Below are 18,605 nucleotides of genomic sequence, written 5' to 3'. Positions count from 1 at the left end.
TAGCTTAGTTTTGCCTGTAATTAATCTTTCTTTAGTCATTAGTTATTAGTTATTAGTCATTAGTGATTTCCCCCCAGTTTCCCCTGCTCCCCCACTCCTTGGACTAGCCTACAATTATTAAAAGCTACTTAACAATTCTTTGAATCATGCAGGCAACTACAGCCGCCTCTACAACCCCAATTCCTGGTAAATATTGGCAGTGGCGCGGGCACAACGTTTACTACGTGCGTGCGGGAGAGAAGCAAGCGCAACGTCCGCCCTTGCTTTTGGTACATGGATTTGGTGCTTCCACAGACCACTGGCGCAAGAATATCACAGGATTGTGTCAAGATTTCGAAGTATTTGCGATCGATCTATTGGGATTCGGGCGATCGGCAAAACCGAAATTGCAGTATAGCGCCGACTTGTGGCGTGACCAACTCCATGATTTTATCAGTGAAGTAATTGGTCAAAAAGCAGTATTAGCAGGTAATTCCCTTGGTGGCTATGCTTGCTTATGTGTTGCAGCACAACGTCCCGACAGTGCGGCTGGTTTAGTTTTGCTCAATAGTGCAGGGCCTTTTAGCGAAAGCCAGGCGACATCTGAGCCGGAAGCTTTACAATCAGAAGTTCAGCCTTCCAAACAACCTGCTACTTTCCAGAAACTTCTTGGTGACGGCACTAAGTGGATTTTTCAACAACCTCTAGCCCAGTCTTTGTTATTTCAATACGTGCGACAAGGTTGGGTAATTCGCCAAACTTTAGAAAAAGTTTATCTTGACAAAAGTGCAATTACAGATCAGCTAGTAGAAGAAATTGCTCGCCCTGCTTACGATCCTGGTGCAATGGAAGTATTTGTGTCAGTCTTTAGCACTCCTCAAGGGGAAAAAGTTGATCTGCTACTAAAGCAATTAACTTGTCCATTATTGATGTTGTGGGGAGAAGCTGACCCTTGGATGAATGCTAGAGAACGTTCCCAAAAGTTTCGTCAATATTATCCTGAACTTAGAGAACATTTCCTAACAGCCGGTCATTGCCCCCATGATGAAATACCCGATAAAGTAAACCAACTGTTAGGCGATTGGGTTTTGTCTATTACTAAGTGACCATATCCTTTGTAAGGGTGCAGCAATACTGTGCCCTTACAGCATGGTCTATTTGCATAGTTTACTGCCGTAGGCATCGCAGGAGAATTAAGAAAAGCCTGAAACAACCTATTTTTATAACAATCCCTGTAATTCGGCGAACTTACGCAAACGTGGTAAACACTGGCGTTGATAAAAACTGCTTAATGTCGGGATTGACAGCCCAAATTCTTCAGATAATTCTTTCCAGCTAACTTCTGGGGGTAGGCGTTTGAGAATTAATACCTGACAATTCACATCTGGACGCCCTTTAATGTAACTACTGCACAGTTCTCCTTCAGAATCAGTCTTAGCCCATATCTCCAAGTCTTCCAGAATGGGAGGTGGTTGGGGGGTAGCAGGGAGGTTATCTACAGGATCAATGGTTTCACTTGTTCCACCCGATGTAGACTGGCGAACCCAAAGAGGGATTGTTATGGCTTGTTCCCGGTTCTGGTTAATGTAAAAGTCTTGTAGTCTCCGTTTTAAGTAAGCATTTAACCAGGTGATAACACTGCCATAGGTGGGGTCATAGGTTTGACCTGTTAAACCTTCACAAACATTGCGGCAAAAATACAACCAAGTTTGTTGTAGTGCATCTTGATAATAAGGGGTACTTTCTCTCCAGAGTCTACTTGCACTCAAGCGAATAATTTGCGTGAGCAGCTTTTGACGCTGAGGACTTCCAGATGGGTGTTCACAGGCTTCGCTAACTAAGTAGCGTAGCTGTTCATCGAATTGAACCATGAGAATCTTGGCGAAGAAAGCAAGAATATCTTAGTATTGCGTATAACAACAGTCTAAAAAATTTTCGTCAAGATTTTTAGTTATTGAGCATGGCGAAGAGGACAAGGAGAATTGGGGACAAGGAGAAAGATGTATTGCAAGTTCTCCTCAAGCCACCTTGTTCCCCTACTTCCCACTTGCCTCAATTTAATCCAATGTTATACAAGAAACTTTCCCACAAGGAATATGTAAGATTTCCGACACTCAGCTTCATTTTTTTGCGAATATCTTGGATATTCCCGTTGGTTAACCTAGCTAAAGTCTGCGCTTCTGCTTCAAAACGCTTGGGCAAAGACTGTTTGTATTTTTTACCTGCTTCACACTTCAGTTCCCCTTCAAATGGATATTGCAAAACATAACGCCCTTGGAATAATTCACGGTTGGCAGTTGATAGGAATATCAAGTCTTCCGGGAATGTGTCGCGGGTGTAGCGGACATGCAGACGGGAGATGAAGACGTTAGTGTTAAAAGCGGGAGGAGCAAACCTGGGGATTGGTGTAATCTTAGTTTGCTTACTTAGAGAATTATCATTTAGCCAAAATACGCCTGCTTCCTTGAGTTCTTCTTGGGTAAGGGGATCGGCAGCACAAGGATCGCAACTACCCATATCCCAAGCGTATTCCAAAAAACCAACTCTCTTGCCTTCTTTGGTGTAAGCGGTTTGGAAAAGGGATTTGTAGAATTCACCAAATTCATTTTTGATAAATACGGGAAGATTGACGTTGGAGGGGATTTTCACCGTCCGATAGTTAGTGAGTTGTGCTTCTCCTTGGGGCGAGAGGATATAGACAATTAAATCCTGCTCTGTCTTAGCATTTACCATGCCTAAACGAATTGGCAGCATGAACTTGGGTGATTGATAGGAAATTTGTAGCGGACGCAAAAGTTGGTAGCCAGATTCCTCGAATTTATCCAAGTTGACTTTGGCAACAAAGAATTTCATTGAGGAACGAATATATGGCTGAAGTAACTGTTTTGCCCCTTGAGGTATTTTGTAACCATTTTGTGTCAGCCAAGTTTCCAGTCCCCCAGATTCTTTAGCACTGAGGATTACGATGTCGTATTCGTCCACGTTGAAACTCGCTTCAACCGTTACACCCAAATCGCGATCGGTTCTCCGCAATTCCACACTACCATTTACTGGTGCTGCTGAGAAATTTAGAATGTTTCTTGAAAATAGTGGTAGTGGGGCACAAGGATCTGGGTCAAAATATTCCACCAATCGCGGCGCACTAAAAGCATCTAGGCGCTCGATAATGTTGGGTAGGGCAACGCGAACTTGGTCTTTTTGCAGCACTGTTGGCACTGGTACTACTATTGCAAAATCTTTGACTTCGCCTTGAAAGTCGTTTGCCATCGTCAAGACGGTGCGATCGCCATTCCGTGCTATCACCACCTGAGAAGCTTTGTTATACAGCTTCGTATCAGCTTTAGCTACATAAAATCCACAAAATGCCCAAGCTGCGGGTGCAAAGCAAAATACAGCCACAATTGTCAACAGTAATGGCGTTAAAAAGCGAAAAATCTTCATTTTTTATACCTCTATATTAAAATTAAGTGCTGATTTAGGAGAGACGCGATTAATCGCGTCTGTACAAGAATTAGGAGTTAGGAGTGCTGAGTAAAAGTTCTCCCCCTGCTCCCTCTGCTCCCTCATCTCCCCTTTGCCAAGAAAATCGTGGAGCTAACCAGAAAATATCTAGCAGAATACTCAATGGAGCAAGGATAAATAGTGCCCAGAAGACTGCGGTGGGAATAAAGAAATAATTCCGCAGGATGAAAGTTAATCCAGCGATGCAAGCTGCCCAAACTACCCGCCCAATTCTCGAATTGGGAATCGATCGCGGATCTGTAATCATAAATAAAGCGAACAACAACAACGAGCCGCTCATCAACCGATGCCAGTAAACATCCCAAGTCCAACCCAGCCAGAGATTGCGAATCGCTTCTAGCAAGGAATAGCTACCCAAAAAAGCGGCTGTGGTGTCCCAGCGACCAATGCGCTGCAAAACCATGCCGCCAGTCCCGGCAAATAACAGCGCATACCACCATTCTTCACCCCATTGTCCCGGCGAAACCCAAGCATCGGAGGTGAGAACCAAGGCGGAAATGATGCCAAAATTAGCAGGGTTGAAGAAATGCTTATCACCGAATTTAAAGAGAAATTTACTGGCGATCGCACTTGTTGCAGCTATTACCATTGTCGTCCAGTGATCAGCCCGCAACAGTAAACTGAGTCCCAATGAGGTAATTAAAGCACTGCGAAGATTCGTAACTTGTCCTACCCTGAGGGAAGCCTCTGGGGCGTCTATGTTATTTGCCAATGACCAATGACTAATGACAAATGACAATATCGATTGGGTTAATAGACAAGTAGCGATTAATACCCCAATCAAATCTGGTCGCAATGTCCAGTCTCGTGTACTGATTCCCACGACTAGGAACAAGCCCAGAAAGGAAATTTGATAATCTCGTATATCTTTGAACAACATTAACTTTTCATGCAGTGTTTATTCGTAGATTTATCATCAATTTAGATGAGTGCTAGGTCAAAAAGTATTGCTCTTAGAGATTTTTTACAAAATATAATTTTGGAGTAGTGATTGCCATACCCAAGCGATCGCTCTGATGGTTGAAACTATAAGGAGGGCTTATACCTGGAACTCTCTGTTTATACAGTAAGTTCTAGATATAAGCGAATTAAGCTATGGTTCCCAGGTTTAACAGTTATCAACATTAAGTAATCAGTGTATTTATGCAAGATTACGCAAAAAAGAAAAAACTTTATGCAACTAGCTCCCCTGTTCCCAATTTTCTACCGCATTCTCCAGCCGAGTTTTCCCAACTGCCTTTGGGCTGGAAATCCCCATACTAAAGCGATCGCCCTAACTTTTGATGATGGGCCTCATCCTCAATACACACCGGAAGTATTGGCAGTGTTAGACCGTTATAAGATTACAGCGAGTTTTTTTTGGTTGGGTGTTTGCGTCAACCGTTCACCAGCCATTGCCAAAGCCATTAGCGATCGCGGACACTGGATCGGATTGCATGGCTACGATCATCGCTCTTTTGCCATGCTTTCTCCAAATGACCTAAAGGACAGTTTAGAAAAAACCCAAGTTGCCATCTACAATGCCTGCAACCTCCAACCTGAACAAGTGCGAGATGTCCGCCCCCCCAATGGTTTATTTACGCCTGCTACTTTAAAACTATTCTCTCAGTGGAATTACCGTCCGGTAATGTGGAGTGTTGTACCAGAAGACTGGGTACGACCAGGTGTAACCACCGTGGTAGAGCGAATTATGCAGCAGGTCAAAAATGGTTCGCTGATTGTTTTACATGATGGTGCTTGCGGTGGACAAGATGTTGCTGCCACAATTCAAATCCTCATTCCGCAACTGCTGCAACAAGGCTATGAGTTTGTAACTGTTGATACTCTATGGCAGCAAGCTAAGATTAACCATTGATTGTTACTTAAGCATAGATAAAGTTATTACAAGAGAAGATTTATTTAGCACCAACTTATGATCACGCCTCCTGTCTTGGTAGGAACGAGCCTGATTCTAAAAGAAAAAAGATTTAGGTTAAATCCTAAAAAGTATGAACAAGTAATTTTGACAATTTGTGGAGTAGTTAAGATTACGAATTGGGGCACTTGTATTACCAGCAGAAATATACGCATTTACCTGAGAGAAAATGAATGCATATAGCCACGTTTTTTTGTCGCATTATTAACAACAAACATCTCAAACTCCTATTCTCTCGTCGAAACTAGCTGATTGCTCTCACTGGCGATCGCACCCTATAAGTTAGTCATAGAGATACTTGGGCAGTTTTCGGAGATGTCTACAGGAAATCACCGTTGTCAATCTTGAAGCGTCCGTGAAGTGCATTCATGCGTTGCAGGGCTTCTTTGCCGCGTAGACGCAAAGCGGCTTTTCGTCAGACATCGCTATCATAGCCCCACTTAATCATCTCTCCAACAATTATTGAAGTATCATCGTAGCGTTTTTGCGGACAATGGGTAAATTCTCCTGTTTGATTCAGCAATCTAGAAATACTAGGAACGCAATAAGTTCGCATCAAAGCAACTTCGAGCGATCGCGTCATATCCCAAGGAAACTCATAGCCATTAATTTAAGTTATAAATCCGGCAATGATCTTGCACTGGATCAAGTTGCTGAATTAGGTAAAAATTTTTATAGCGATTGAGAAGCATCTGAAATTTCTCTGTATAAATTCAGTTATTTATTGATATCTAGCAACCGCGAAGTTTTTAACCGACTCATCCACTTTTCTAAATAAACTCGATTACCTTTTTCCTCATTTGGATCTTTAGTGTCCAAAGGATAAGGCATCAGCCCCAAAATCGTTGCTGTTGTCACGCAAAACATCGATTTTTGGAAACTCATGCAAATTTGTACCCGCAAATCATCTTCACCCCGAAGGCTGCGACGATAAATTTCGTGCAAATACTTTGGAAGATAATGACGCATATCCTGCATCAACAAGGTGGGAGGAATACCCGCGCCGCCAATAGGTAAAGGATCGGCATACAATGCGCCATATTCAAATCGAGTTTGATCTGGGGGAATTTGATAACCTTGGGCATTGTATGAAACTGTACCGTGGAAAGGAGTTCCCCGGAAAAATACTGCTTCTACATAAGGTATTGCTGTATCTGCTAAGAAGGTCAAACCAACGCTTTTGGGAATGATTTCATAGACCTCACCTCGAATTTTGACGGCGTAGGTAATTGGGTTTGATGCATTTGCCACTAACCCTGATTTAATGTGTTCTACAACTTCGGGAATCGATTTAATTTCGCCTTGGTCGTAGCGGTCTGATAAGTTGAGGAACATATCAGCCATGACTCGCCAGAATTGACCTAAACCAGTGTAGTAAGCAGAGACACGCAAGTTTTCTGTTAAGAAATCTGGAAACAGTTGGTTAATACCGGAAATTAAGGGATTATTTTTAAATTTTGCAGCGATAACGACTTGCGCTCTTTCTTCAAATTCTTCTGTATCTAAATAGCTATCTAGTCCACCGCCACCATGCCACATCATGGCTTTCATGCAATATTCGGCATATTCAAAATTAATTCGATTATGCCACCAGTGACGAAGTAATTTCTGAAAAGAAACCTCTCCATTAAAGTATTTAAAAAATGGGAAAAATATTAAAAACTGATGCTCGGCAATATAATTAAGATTTTTTGAATAGGCATCTAAAACTACGCCATAACTTTTAAGAATACCAACAACTTCCAGCACATTTTCTGGATTATCGGGAAGTAATGCCTCTCCTTTTTGCAAACGTTCAATATACTCAGCTAAGGGATTGTGAGTCGCTTTCTTTTTAATAGTTACCATTGCTATAGTAATCCGCTTTTATTTTTGAAATTATTTGTGTAGGTAGTGAGTAGGGAAGAAGCCTTTTCGGGGTGTACTGATTTTTGAAAAAAATCAAATACGAGTCCTATATCTCTTCAAAAAGAATAGGAATTAGGGCATTGGGCATTGGGTATTGGAAAAAGGCTCCAGCAGCGGGGTGCTGCTCTTGCTCAAGGGAAACTCTTCTGCCTTGCTCCGTCCTCCCTTGCTTCTTCCCCATTCCCTAATCCCCATTCCCCACTTTATCCAAGGACACTGCTACTGCTACGTTTTGGCTATTTACCATTGCTGTAATTGTTGGTTCAGTCCAGCGTGCTAACCAACCAGGTTGAATACCGAAAATCACAATCAGCACACCTAAAATTGCAGCTGGGGCGCGATCGCTCCAATACACCCGTGGTAAGTTAGTAACTTGTGCAGACAAGCGTCCAAAAAAGGCACGGTTGAGAAGTATTAGGAAGTAAACCGCAGTTAAGCCTGTACCAATCATTGATAGCAACGTTTGCACTGGAAAAACTGGGAAACTCCCTCGAAAAACGATGAATTCGGAAATAAACCCCAGCATTCCCGGTATCCCAGCGCTGGCCATGGCCCCCACAACAATCAAGCTACCAATTACAGGCATACCGCGTTCCGGGTTTAGAAGTCCTCCAAGGACTGCTAAATCACGGGTTCCGGCTTTTTTGTACACAACCCCTACCAGTAAAAACAGCATGGCGGAAATCAAGCCGTGGCTAATCATCTGCATCACAGCACCCAACACGCTTAATGGTGTGGAAGCCGCCGCCGCTAAAAGTACATAGCCCATGTGTCCAATGGAACTATAAGCCACCATTTTCTTCATATCGGTTTGAGCGATCGCGCAGGATGCACCATACAGTACACTAACTACTGCCCAAGTCGCTAACCAAGGAGCCACATAAGCCCATGCTTCTGGTAACAAGTTCATGCCAAACCGCAGTAAGCCATAAGTTCCTAACTTCAACAACACTCCAGCCAACAGCACAGAAATTGGTGTGGAAGCTTCAACGTGAGCATCTGGCAACCAAGTATGGAAGGGAACCAAAGGAATTTTAATCCCGAAACCTACCAAAATTCCCCCTAGCAGTAAAAGCTGTGTCGCTAGAGGTAGAGTCGTAGGGTTCAAGGTTGCTAGTGCAAAGCTAGAGGAACCACTCAGCCAAACCATGCCGAGAAAACTTGCCAAAATCAAGATTCCCGAAACGGCAGTATAAATGAGAAATTTTGTTGCAGCATAACCCCGCTTTTCCCCGCCCCAAATGGCTATCAACAGATATAGCGGAATTAGTTCCAATTCGTAAAACAAGAAAAATAGCAGTAAATCCTGTGCCAGAAAAGCTCCAGTCACTCCAGCGCTTAATAATAGTATCAAAGAGTAATAAAATTTAGGACGCTGAAGGGATTCATCGCTGCTGTAAATGGCAATGCAAGTTAACAATCCATTTAAAACCAGCAGTGGCAAAGATAAACCATCTATTCCCAAATTATAGTTCAAGCCTAAGACATCTATCCAAGGGAGAGACTCGGCAAACTGTTGAGTGATTTCTCCTGGATGGAACTGAATTGCTAGTATGATTGTCCACAAAAAAGCGATACTGGCAAAGACCAAAGCCACCCCACGGGCGAATTTACCACTGATGCCAGAGGGCGAGAAACCAATTAAAGCTGCGCCGATTAACAGCACTAGAATTAAAACACTAAGCATAGACGGAATTCAGGTAAGGGAAGCAGGGGGGCAGGGGGAGCAGGGGAAGCAGGGGAAGCAGGGGGAGAGTAAAAACTTTTAACTCCTAACTCCTAACTGCTAACTCCTAACTCAGTTAAAAAGGTAATTTATCTAGTAAACCAGATGACCAGCTGATGAAGAAACCCAGGACGCTAACGACAGCTAAGATAGTCAACATATAACCCTGAGATTGCCCAGAAATACTGTACTTTAAAGTTTGTCCACCGAAAATTGTCGCAAACCCAACCAAGTTAACTAGACCATCGACTAAATAGCGATCGCTCCAAGCAGAAATTTTAGATAGCAGTGCGACTGCACCCACTACCGTTATCCGATAAACTCGGTCAATATAAAAATCATAACCTAACAAGTCCTGCACAAATCTCCACGCCAAGATTCTGGATCTTGACCAAGCTTTGTGTAGATGAACTGTAGATCCTACACCTACCCCCACGACGGTAGAAGTAAACAACGCTAACGCCACATACCAATTAATACTTTCCCAATCTGGTAGCAAGTACCATTGCTGTAGCATCAAAGGTACAAGCAGAGTCAAGACTGTAAGAATCACCATTGGTAAGGCCATCTGCCAACCAACTTCTGGGGTGCGACGGGTTTTCTGCTGCGGTTTCCCCCAGAAGACTAATCTGAATACTCTGGTCAAGTTTAATGCTGTTAAGCCATTAACCAATAATAAAACCCCAATTACCCAAGGGCTAATATTTACAAAACCGTCAGCCCATGCTAACATTGCCCAAAAGCTTCCTAATGGTAGCAGTGTTACCATCCCTGCTGAACCGACAACAAAGGCAGTAGTTGTAGCTGGCATTCTTGACCACAGTCCGCCCATTTCTGTTAAGTCTTGGCTTTGGGTAGTTAAGATTACTGAACCGGAACTCATGAATAATAATGCTTTAGCGATCGCATGAGTTAAGAGCAACATTAGGGCCACACCCCCTTGCTGCAACCCCACTGCCAAAAACACTAACCCCATGTATGCACTGGTAGAATGAGATAGCGATCGCTTAATGTCAATTTGAGCTATGGAAACTAATGTCGCCCCAATTGCCGTCACCGTTCCCATTACTACTAATACATTCAAGGCAAGTGGCGACAGGGCTAACAATGGTTGAAGTTTATACAGCAAATAAGCACCACCAGCTACGACTAGTGAGTTTCTCATTACCGAGGCGGGGTTGGGCCCTTCCATTGCCTCATCCAACCAAAGATGCAGGGGAAATTGGGCGCATTTACCAGCAGGCCCAGCAATTAACGCTAACCCCAGCAATGTTGATGTCATTGGGCTTAAATTAGCTGTTTGCGCCCACTCATATAAATCTGAAAAGTTCAAACTGCCGGCTAAGGTGGAAAGCGTCACCACTCCCATCAGCAGCAACAAGTCTCCCACCCGTTTGGTTAAAAACGCATCCCGCGCTGCTGTAACTACTAGCGGTTGAGCATACCAGAATCCCACCAGCAAGTAAGTCGAAAGCGTCAGTACTTCCAAAAGCCCATAGCTGAAAAACAAAGAATCACTGATTGCTAAAGCACTCAGCGCTGCTTCAAAAAATCCCAGCAGCGAAAAAAAACGCGCCAACGACCAGTCTTTTTCCATGTAACCCAGAGCGTAAACTTGTGCAAGTAAGCTTAACCCTGTAATTAAAACTGTTGCCCCAATGCTGACTGCCGAAAGTTCCAAGGCAAAAGATAAGTCTAAATCAGCAGCTTTAAACCACGTCACCAGTAACTTTTCTGGTTCTCTATCCCAGATAATGTTAAATACAAACAGGCTATGGGCAAAAGCCAAAACACTCGTCAACAAGTTTATGTATGCCGCAGGTCTTGGCCCCGTTCGCTGAATTATTCCTATTCCCCACGGCAACGTCAAAATTGCGCCTAATAAGCTATATAAAGGCACAAACCAACTTGTTGAAAATAGAAATTGATCCATTTAAATTCACCTTGACGATTCAGCCTTAATTTTAAAAAAGCTTTTATACAATTATTTATTTTACAAAATTAATTTAGTAGAAATATCAATATTTTTTTACTTTTGTTTAAATTAGATTCTTATAAGTATTTTTACTTTTATTTACCCTATTAAAGTTTGATAAAATATAACTTTACATACGTTAAAGCAAGTAAATGCTTTAACCTCACCTTTGTTTTTACATTTTTATTTCTACTCTGAACAAACTACTTTATAGGATATATTTGGAAAAATTATATATTTTTCACTTAGTCCTTGTATATATAGCAAAAATTGGCATAACCTAGACACAGCATAACGTATAGCAGCTTGTCGTCCCTCCCCAGATAAAATTACCCTTGGTTATGAATGTCGTTTTGTAAATGTGATAAAGAAATTATAAAGCATAAATGGCTACTCTAGGAATCAGTGAACTTTAATTGCTCAGGAGGACAGATAAACTTTTGTTAAGTTTTTTAAAACTTTCTTATCATAAACTATTATAGTAATTTATATTGCCAGAAAGGCCAACCTTTCCTATGCTTAATTTGGAAGTGTTTTCTTAGCTATTAAGATCAAGCTCTCCCCGTCAAAAATTTTAAGCGACAGTACAGATTGGATTAATATTGTAGGAGTTCTGCGATGCCAATTGCAGTTGGGATGATTGAAACGAAGGGCTTTCCAGCAGTAGTGGAAGCTGCTGATGCGATGGTGAAAGCCGCCCGTGTGACTTTAGTAGGGTATGAAAAAATTGGTAGCGCTCGCGTCACCGTGATAGTTAGGGGAGATGTATCGGAAGTACAAGCTTCCGTAGCTGCTGGGGTTGAAGCGGCGAAAAGAGTCTTTGGTGGTGAAGTGTTATCCACTCACATTATTGCTCGTCCTCACGAAAACCTAGAATACGTATTGCCGATACGTTACACAGAAGCTGTGGAACAGTTCCGTACCTAAAAGCTGTTTAAATAAAGTAATTAAGACTCAAAACCTTTTTGAGCATCGTTTTCTTGTGTCCAAGGCTAAAAACTTTAAATAGGGATTAAAATCTAATGTCAATTGCAGTAGGAATGGTAGAAACGCTAGGCTTTCCAGCAGTAGTGGAAGCTGCTGATGCAATGGTGAAAGCTGCCCGTGTTACTCTAGTGGGCTATGAAAAAATCGGCAGTGGTCGAGTTACCGTAATTGTTCGGGGTGATGTGTCAGAAGTGCAAGCTTCCGTAGGCGCTGGTGTTGAATCAGTTAAGCGAGTCAACGGCGGACAAGTGCTGTCTACTCACATCATTGCCCGTCCTCACGAAAACTTAGAATACGTCCTACCAATTCGTTATACCGAAGATGTAGAGCAATTCCGGGAAAATGTGAATGCAATTCGTCCTTTCGGTAGAAGACCGTAATTAAAGAATGCAAGTCGCCAAAGTTCGCGGCACAGTAGTTAGCACCCAAAAAGATCCAAGTCTTCGGGGTGTGAAACTACTGTTGTTACAATTAGTGGATGAAGACGGAAACATCCTGCCCCAATACGAGGTAGCAGCAGATACTGTGGGAGCAGGAGTCGATGAGTGGGTACTTGTCAGTCGTGGCAGTGCCGCTCGTCAAATTATTGGCAATGAACAGCGGCCATTAGATGCAGTGGTAGTAGCGATTATAGATACTATTCACGTTGAAGATCGCCTAATTTACAGCAAAAAAGATCAATATCGATAAGTCATTAGTCATTTAGTCATTAATCACTTGTACTGAGCGAAGCCGAAGTATTAGCTCTCAACAAAAGGCAAATGACAAAGGACAAATGACAAATGACAAATGACAATAGAGGAGGAATCTCGAAATGGCAGTCCGCAGCACGGCGGCACCTCCAACCCCGTGGTCGAGGAATTTAGCTGAAGCCCAAATCCATGAAACAGCCTTTGTGCATCCGTTCTCCAATCTGATTGGAGATGTACATATAGGTGCAAATGTAATCGTTGCTCCGGGAACTACGATTAGAGCGGATGAAGGCACACCTTTTTATATTGGTGAAAACACTAATATTCAAGATGGTGTTGTGATTCATGGGTTGGAGCAAGGTCGAGTAATTGGCGATGATCAAAATAAATACTCGGTGTGGGTAGGTAAAAACAGTTGCATTACCCACATGGCTCTAATTCACGGCCCAGCTTATGTAGGGGATAATTCCTTCATTGGCTTTCGCTCTACGGTGTTTAATGCCAGGGTGGGTGCAGGTTGCATCGTGATGATGCACACTTTGATTCAAGACGTAGAAATTCCGGCAGGTAAGTATGTACCTTCGGGAGCGATCATTACCAATCAGCAGCAAGCTGACCGCTTGCCAGATGTGCAAGATAACGATAAGGACTTTGCTCATCATGTGGTTGGGATTAATCAGGCGCTGCGAACTGGTTATCTTTGTGCTGCGGATAGCAAATGTATTGCACCAATTCGGGATGAGAATACTAAATCTTATAAGGGTAATGGTGTTACTGTTTTAGAGCTAGATAGGAGTAGTGAAGTGGCGAGCAATAGCTTGGGTGCAGAAACAATAGAGCAGTTGCGCTATCTATTGGAACAAGGGTATAAGATTGGTACAGAACACGTAGACCAAAGACGGTTCCGCACGGGTTCTTGGACTAGTTGTCAACCAATTGAGCCGAGATCCATCGGTGAAGCGATCGCAGCATTAGAAAGCTGTGTCAGCGAACATAGCGGCGAGTATGTCCGCCTGTTTGGTATTGATAAAGATAGACGACGTGTGTTAGAGAACATCATCCAACGCCCGGATGGTGATTTTAAACCAGCTACCAATTTTAAGGCTCCGGCTAGTAGTCATAGCAATGGCAGCTACAGCAGTAATGGTAATGGTAATAGTAACGGCTCTAGCAGTGGCAAAGTCAATGGCGAAACTGTAGAGCAAATCCGCCAACTTTTGGCAGGTGGTTACAAAATTGGCATGGAACACGTAGACGAACGCCGTTTCCGTACTGGTTCCTGGACTAGCTGTAAGCCAATTGAAGCAACTTCTATAAATCAAGTAATTTCCGGCTTAGAAGAATGTATAGAAAGCCATCAAGGCGAGTATGTGCGTTTAATAGGCATTGATACCAAAGCTAAACGGCGGGTATTAGAAACAATTATCCAACGTCCAAATGGTCAAGTAGCCACCTCTGGTGGTCAGAAATCATTTACTAGCACTGGAACCTCTGCTAATGCTACGGCAACAGCTACCAGCAACCGTTTGAGTACAGAAGTAGTAGACCAACTCCGGCAATTATTGGCTGGTGGGTATAAGATTAGCCTTGAACACGTAGACGAACGACGGTTCCGTACAGGTTCCTGGACTAGTACCGGTCAGATTCAAGCCTCTTCGGAAAGAGAGGCGATCGCAGCTATAGAAGGACACCTTGGCGAATACCAAGGGGAATATGTACGCTTAATTGGTATTGACCCCAAAGCCAAACGTCGGGTATTAGAAACGATTATCCAACGTCCAAATGGTCAAGTAGCTTCTTCTGGCGGCAGTCCGAAATCATTTACTAGCAGTAGCAGTGCGCCTTCTGCAACAGCAACAGCTACCAGTACCCGCTTGAGTAGTGAAGTTGTAGACCAGCTCCGACAATTATTAGCTGGCGGCTCTAAAATTAGCCTTGAACACGTAGACCAACGGCGGTTCCGTACAGGGTCTTGGACTAGTACCGGTCAGATTCAAGCCTCCTCAGAAAGAGAAGCGATCGCAGCCGTAGAAGGGCACCTTGGCGAATACCAAGGGGAATATGTGCGCCTAATTGGTATTGACCCCAAAGCCAAGCGTCGGGTATTAGAAACGATTATCCAAAGACCATAGTAGGCATAGTAGGGAGTGGGGAGTGGGGAATGGGGCATTGGTCATTGGTAGATAATCAATAAATCGATTCTTCTTCCCCTGCCTCCCCTGCCTCCCCTGCCTCCCCTGCCTCCCCTGCCCCCTCATCTCCATTCCCCACTCCGGCTTCCGAGGTTAAAATTTCCATGTCTGTGCCGCTACTGCGCCTCAGCAATAACTTTGATTCTTACATTAGTGGTGAGGTAACTATTCATCCAAGCGCAGTACTTGCACCTGGGGTGATCCTCCAAGCGGCTGTAAACAGCAAGATCATCATTGGGCCAGGGGTCTGTATTGGGATGGGAGCAATTCTCCAAGTCCATGAAGGAACTCTAGAGGTAGAAGCAGGCGCAAACTTGGGAGCCGGTTTTTTGATGGTTGGCAAAGGCAAAATTGGAGCAAATGCTTGCATTGGTTCGGCGACAACAGTTTTTAACTGTTCAGTTGAAGCTGGACAAGTAATTGCACCTGGTTCAATTTTAGGAGACACCAGTCGGCGAATTGCCCAAACAAAAGAACCACAACCATCTACGAAGAACCCAGCTTCTACAAGTGCAGCACCGCAGAAAGAAGAGGAAAATGGCTCAGGAGGACTTAAGGAAAAAGAAATTTCCTCAACTAAGGCTTTTATGGATTTCAAACAAAATAAGTCGAATTCTTATTTTAAATCTCCCGCCACTCCAGAAAGCCAGCCTCCTCCCGTAGAGGAACCCGCCAATGATGCTGACTCCACCTTGCAACAATCTGCCCAAGAGTCTACAGAAAATGACTCAGGCCCCAATCAGCTAACCACAGAATCCGCTAACGGTTTCGGGACTCAGATTTATGGGCAAGGGAGCATAAACAGACTGCTGACTACATTGTTTCCCCATAGACAATCTTTGAGCGACCCAAACTCTGACGATTAGTCTGAGTAAGTGTTAATTGTAAGTTGTGGGCTTTGTGATTATCTGGGATTCATAATGGAAACATCTAATCAACGGTCTGTAAATACCATGCATGGAGCAAGTAGTCAAGAAACCTTTCAGGACACTGCTTTGGGTTTAGTTTCTACCCGCAGCTTTCCAGCAATAGTTGGGACGGCGGATATGATGCTAAAGTCAGCAGGAGTTCACCTAATTGGGTATGAAAAAATTGGTGGCGGGCATTGTACTGCGATCATCCGGGGTGGAATTGCTGACGTGCGTCTTGCTGTAGAATCTGGTGTCCAAACGGCTGAACAGTTTGGTCAGTTGGTTTCTAGCTTGGTTATTCCCCGACCTTATCCCAACCTAGATATAGTACTTCCTATCACAACCCGTTTTACTAAATTGATGGAAGAGGGGAATTACAGCCGTCTGAGTAATCAAGCAATTGGTTTGGTAGAAACGCGAGGATTTCCAGCGATGGTAGGAGCATGTGATGCCATGCTTAAAGCTGCTGATGTTCATTTAGCAGCCTATGAAAAAATTGGTGGGGGTTTGTGTACAGCTATTATTCGGGGTTCCGTAGCAAATGTGGCAGTAGCAGTGGAAGCGGGAATGTTTGAGGCAGAACGTATTGGGGAATTAAATGCAGTAATGGTAATTCCCCGACCACTAGATGAAATGGAGCAAACCTTACCATTAGCAAGCTGCTGGATAGAAGAACGCGAACCGTTAAACTTACCAGTGAATATTAAAGAACAAGTTGCCGAAATTGAAGTACTAAGATTACCAGATTTAACCAAGCTCCCGACAAAAATTGCAGAAGAATTATGGAATGATGAATGATGATAGATAAATTTGGGAAAATCATCATTCATCGGGAAGTGGAAGGAATCTTACGCTTTTCTTGTTGTTCTGATAATAGCTTCTTAAATCCATAAATAAAATACCTTTGTTTTAATAGAAGTAATAGAGTTTTGTCTATAATATATAAAACTCATAGTTTTCTATGAGCATTGCAATAGCATTGGCAAGTGTTTAGTAATCTAGTTTTATATCGATGAATAGCTATTTACAGGAGAACCATCTTTGAAGCAAGCGACGCTGCACCAGTTAAAGGTATTCGAGGCGGCAGCACGGCACAGTAGCTTTACTCGCGCTGCTGAGGAATTGTTTCTCACTCAACCTACCGTTTCGATGCAGATTAAGCAACTTACAAAATCGGTAGGGTTGCCATTATTTGAGCAAGTGGGAAAGCGGTTGTATCTCACCGAGGCAGGACGAGAATTATTTGCTACTTGTCGGCAGATTTTTGAAAATATAGCCCAGTATGAAATGAAGGTAGCAGATTTAAAAGGGCTAAAACAAGGACAATTACGTTTGGCAGTAATTACAACAGCAAAATATTTTATTCCACGTTTGTTAGGGCCGTTTTGTGAACTTTATCCAGGGATTGATATTTCTCTGCAAGTAACAAATCACGAACAAATCTTGGAACGGATGAGTAGTAATCTGGACGACTTATATATCATGAGCCAAGTTCCAGACAATATGGATGTGACTTGTGAACCATTTTTAGAAAACCCTTTGATAGTTTTTGCACCAATTAATCATCCGTTATCCAAAGAAAAAAATATTCCGATCCAACGCCTGTCTAACGAACCCTTTATTATGCGGGAACCAGGTTCAGGAACTCGTCGCGCTGTCCAAAGTCTATTTGAAGAACAAGGGGTAACAGTAAAAGTCAAGCTAGAATTGGGAAGTAACGAAGCGATTAAGCAAGCGATCGCAGGTGGTTTAGGAATTTCGGTTTTATCCCGCCATACCTTACTATTAGACGCCTCAGAGTTTAGCATTTTAGATGTCCAACACTTTCCCATTCAGCGAAATTGGTACATGGTTTACCCAGCAGGCAAGCAGCTATCTATCGTCGCTCGTGCCTATTATGAGTATCTACTAGCTGCTGCAAAAGATTTTGTCAAGCAAAACGCTGATCCTGCTTCCACTACGCTTGAAGCAACTCACGGGTAAAATAATTCGTAATTACGAAGTTACCTAAAGGGGTTGACTGTTAGACCAAGAAGCATTGACAATTAACCAGCAGAATCAATTAAAAATGGGGGAAAACTGGTAGTGGTTAACCCGGAAATACCGTCTTGGCGCAAAACAGTACAAAGCGAGATTGTAGCTGTTACAGTGTACGCTGACAGAGCATTAGTTACACGGCGGGGTGTAGTTAATTTAACAGGAATTGAACAGGAATTAGTAATTACCCCAGTGCCAGAGACTCTAGAAACTGAGTCTGTCAGGGTTAGTGGTACAGGGACGGTAGGGGTGCGCTTGGTGGGAGTAAGTAGCGATCGCATCTACACCACTGAACCTGTAGCGGAACGAGTAGCACATTTGACAAGGCAAATTCAGCAGTTAGAAGCAGAAAAACGTCACCTGCAAGCCCAAGTCGATGCTTTAGCATTGCAGTCTAGTTTTATCGACGGGTTGCGTGAAAAAACAGAGGAACCCTTTGCACAGAGTTTGTCTCGGAAAAATCTTAGCCTGAGCGAAACTTTAGATTTTTTGAACTTTCTTGGAAGCCAGTATAGTGAGTATGCGATCGCATCTGGAGAGTGCATAACCCAACAGCAGGAATTAGACAAACAACTGCAAGCACTCCACACCTCATTGCAAATAATCCAAACACCCCATCCTAAAGAGAGTTTTAGCTTAGTTGTAGGAGTTGAAGTTGCAGGTGAAGGTAAGTTTGAATTAGAGGTATCCTACATAGTAAATCGTGCTAGTTGGAATCCGCTTTATGACTTGCGCTTTAGCACCACTAGCGATATTGTCCA

The 18,605-nt window shown here is 43.1% G+C and carries 17 protein-coding genes; 10 read left to right on the top strand and 7 right to left on the bottom strand.

Going from position 1 to position 18,605, the window contains the following annotated elements; genetic code table 11:
• Nucleotides 1–146: 146 nt before the first annotated feature.
• On the top strand, nt 147–1,085 hold the full coding sequence (locus tag VE944_RS33435; RefSeq protein WP_324987929.1) for an alpha/beta fold hydrolase: 939 nt from the start codon (nt 147–149) through the stop codon (nt 1,083–1,085).
• Nucleotides 1,086–1,199: 114 nt separating this feature from the next.
• On the opposite strand, the gene VE944_RS33430 is transcribed toward VE944_RS33435, so the two are convergent.
• The 3 genes from VE944_RS33430 to VE944_RS33420 form a co-directional block, all read right to left on the bottom strand.
• Nucleotides 1,200–1,850, bottom strand: coding sequence for a sigma-70 family RNA polymerase sigma factor (locus VE944_RS33430; RefSeq protein WP_324987927.1), 651 nt, complete (start codon nt 1,848–1,850; stop codon nt 1,200–1,202).
• A gap of 181 nt (nt 1,851–2,031) precedes the next feature.
• A complete protein-coding gene (locus VE944_RS33425) occupies nt 2,032–3,420 on the bottom strand; it encodes a DUF2330 domain-containing protein (protein WP_324987924.1) in 1,389 nt (462 codons plus the stop codon).
• 70 nt (nt 3,421–3,490) lie between these two features.
• A complete protein-coding gene (locus VE944_RS33420) occupies nt 3,491–4,381 on the bottom strand; it encodes an RnfABCDGE type electron transport complex subunit D (RefSeq protein ID WP_324987921.1) in 891 nt (296 codons plus the stop codon).
• A 294-nt stretch (nt 4,382–4,675) separates the two neighbouring features.
• Here VE944_RS33420 and VE944_RS33415 point away from each other — a divergent pair, with 294 nt between their 5' ends.
• On the top strand, nt 4,676–5,356 hold the full coding sequence (locus VE944_RS33415) for a polysaccharide deacetylase family protein (RefSeq protein ID WP_324987918.1): 681 nt from the start codon (nt 4,676–4,678) through the stop codon (nt 5,354–5,356).
• Nucleotides 5,357–5,831: 475 nt separating this feature from the next.
• Here VE944_RS33415 and VE944_RS33410 read toward each other — a convergent pair whose 3' ends face one another.
• The 4 genes from VE944_RS33410 to VE944_RS33395 form a co-directional block, all read right to left on the bottom strand.
• On the bottom strand, nt 5,832–5,999 hold the full coding sequence (locus VE944_RS33410; RefSeq protein WP_324987915.1) for a hypothetical protein: 168 nt from the start codon (nt 5,997–5,999) through the stop codon (nt 5,832–5,834).
• A 134-nt stretch (nt 6,000–6,133) separates the two neighbouring features.
• Nucleotides 6,134–7,264, bottom strand: a complete 1,131-nt coding sequence (locus VE944_RS33405; RefSeq protein WP_324987912.1) for a CO2 hydration protein — start codon at nt 7,262–7,264, stop codon at nt 6,134–6,136.
• Nucleotides 7,265–7,508: 244 nt separating this feature from the next.
• A complete protein-coding gene (locus VE944_RS33400; protein ID WP_324987909.1) occupies nt 7,509–9,011 on the bottom strand; it encodes an NADH-quinone oxidoreductase subunit M in 1,503 nt (500 codons plus the stop codon).
• A gap of 115 nt (nt 9,012–9,126) precedes the next feature.
• Nucleotides 9,127–10,983, bottom strand: a complete 1,857-nt coding sequence (locus VE944_RS33395; RefSeq protein ID WP_324987906.1) for an NAD(P)H-quinone oxidoreductase subunit F — start codon at nt 10,981–10,983, stop codon at nt 9,127–9,129.
• 660 nt (nt 10,984–11,643) lie between these two features.
• Between VE944_RS33395 and VE944_RS33390 the strand changes: the two genes are divergently transcribed.
• The 8 genes from VE944_RS33390 to VE944_RS33350 all read left to right on the top strand — a co-directional run.
• On the top strand, nt 11,644–11,952 hold the full coding sequence (locus VE944_RS33390; RefSeq protein WP_012410633.1) for a carbon dioxide-concentrating mechanism protein CcmK: 309 nt from the start codon (nt 11,644–11,646) through the stop codon (nt 11,950–11,952).
• Between the two features lie 95 nt (nt 11,953–12,047).
• Entirely contained in the window at nt 12,048–12,392 is a 345-nt protein-coding gene (locus tag VE944_RS33385) for a carbon dioxide-concentrating mechanism protein CcmK (RefSeq protein ID WP_039748664.1), read from the top strand.
• Between the two features lie 7 nt (nt 12,393–12,399).
• Nucleotides 12,400–12,702 (top strand): beta-carboxysome shell vertex protein CcmL, encoded by a 303-nt coding sequence (locus VE944_RS33380; protein ID WP_324987891.1) that lies wholly within the window; start codon nt 12,400–12,402, stop codon nt 12,700–12,702.
• A gap of 124 nt (nt 12,703–12,826) precedes the next feature.
• Entirely contained in the window at nt 12,827–14,836 is a 2,010-nt protein-coding gene (locus VE944_RS33375; protein WP_414690187.1) for a beta-carboxysome scaffolding protein CcmM, read from the top strand.
• 164 nt (nt 14,837–15,000) lie between these two features.
• Nucleotides 15,001–15,762 carry a beta-carboxysome scaffolding protein CcmN gene (locus tag VE944_RS33365; RefSeq protein ID WP_324987887.1) on the top strand — a complete coding sequence of 254 codons (762 nt, stop codon included), beginning with the start codon at nt 15,001–15,003 and terminating at the stop codon, nt 15,760–15,762.
• A gap of 54 nt (nt 15,763–15,816) precedes the next feature.
• Nucleotides 15,817–16,605: a beta-carboxysome assembly protein CcmO gene (locus VE944_RS33360; RefSeq protein WP_324987884.1), complete on the top strand. Its 789-nt coding sequence runs from the start codon at nt 15,817–15,819 to the stop codon at nt 16,603–16,605.
• Between the two features lie 243 nt (nt 16,606–16,848).
• Nucleotides 16,849–17,790 (top strand): LysR family transcriptional regulator, encoded by a 942-nt coding sequence (locus VE944_RS33355; protein ID WP_324987881.1) that lies wholly within the window; start codon nt 16,849–16,851, stop codon nt 17,788–17,790.
• A gap of 102 nt (nt 17,791–17,892) precedes the next feature.
• Nucleotides 17,893–18,605, top strand: a 713-nt coding sequence (locus VE944_RS33350) for a mucoidy inhibitor MuiA family protein (RefSeq protein WP_324987879.1), incomplete at its 3' end; no start/stop codon positions are given.

The sequence above is a fragment of the Nostoc sp. genome (assembly GCF_035638895.1).
In the GTDB taxonomy this organism is placed as follows: Bacteria; Cyanobacteriota; Cyanobacteriia; order Cyanobacteriales; family Nostocaceae; genus Nostoc.
This window is presented reverse-complemented; position numbering and strand designations above follow the sequence as displayed.

Bases quoted from the DNA above. Each gene is read 5' to 3' on its own strand.
- VE944_RS33390 (WP_012410633.1), top strand. From the start codon at position 11,644: ATGCCAATTGCAGTTGGGATGATTGAAACGAAGGGCTTTCCAGCAGTA.
- VE944_RS33405 (WP_324987912.1), bottom strand. From the start codon at position 7,264: ATGGTAACTATTAAAAAGAAAGCGACTCACAATCCCTTAGCTGAGTAT.
- VE944_RS33430 (WP_324987927.1), bottom strand. From the start codon at position 1,850: ATGGTTCAATTCGATGAACAGCTACGCTACTTAGTTAGCGAAGCCTGT.
- VE944_RS33415 (WP_324987918.1), top strand. From the start codon at position 4,676: ATGCAACTAGCTCCCCTGTTCCCAATTTTCTACCGCATTCTCCAGCCG.
- VE944_RS33425 (WP_324987924.1), bottom strand. From the start codon at position 3,420: ATGAAGATTTTTCGCTTTTTAACGCCATTACTGTTGACAATTGTGGCT.
- VE944_RS33395 (WP_324987906.1), bottom strand. From the start codon at position 10,983: ATGGATCAATTTCTATTTTCAACAAGTTGGTTTGTGCCTTTATATAGC.
- VE944_RS33385 (WP_039748664.1), top strand. From the start codon at position 12,048: ATGTCAATTGCAGTAGGAATGGTAGAAACGCTAGGCTTTCCAGCAGTA.
- VE944_RS33420 (WP_324987921.1), bottom strand. From the start codon at position 4,381: ATGTTGTTCAAAGATATACGAGATTATCAAATTTCCTTTCTGGGCTTG.
- VE944_RS33375 (WP_414690187.1), top strand. From the start codon at position 12,827: ATGGCAGTCCGCAGCACGGCGGCACCTCCAACCCCGTGGTCGAGGAAT.
- VE944_RS33435 (WP_324987929.1), top strand. From the start codon at position 147: ATGCAGGCAACTACAGCCGCCTCTACAACCCCAATTCCTGGTAAATAT.
- VE944_RS33380 (WP_324987891.1), top strand. From the start codon at position 12,400: ATGCAAGTCGCCAAAGTTCGCGGCACAGTAGTTAGCACCCAAAAAGAT.
- VE944_RS33360 (WP_324987884.1), top strand. From the start codon at position 15,817: ATGGAAACATCTAATCAACGGTCTGTAAATACCATGCATGGAGCAAGT.
- VE944_RS33365 (WP_324987887.1), top strand. From the start codon at position 15,001: ATGTCTGTGCCGCTACTGCGCCTCAGCAATAACTTTGATTCTTACATT.
- VE944_RS33400 (WP_324987909.1), bottom strand. From the start codon at position 9,011: ATGCTTAGTGTTTTAATTCTAGTGCTGTTAATCGGCGCAGCTTTAATT.
- VE944_RS33410 (WP_324987915.1), bottom strand. From the start codon at position 5,999: ATGACGCGATCGCTCGAAGTTGCTTTGATGCGAACTTATTGCGTTCCT.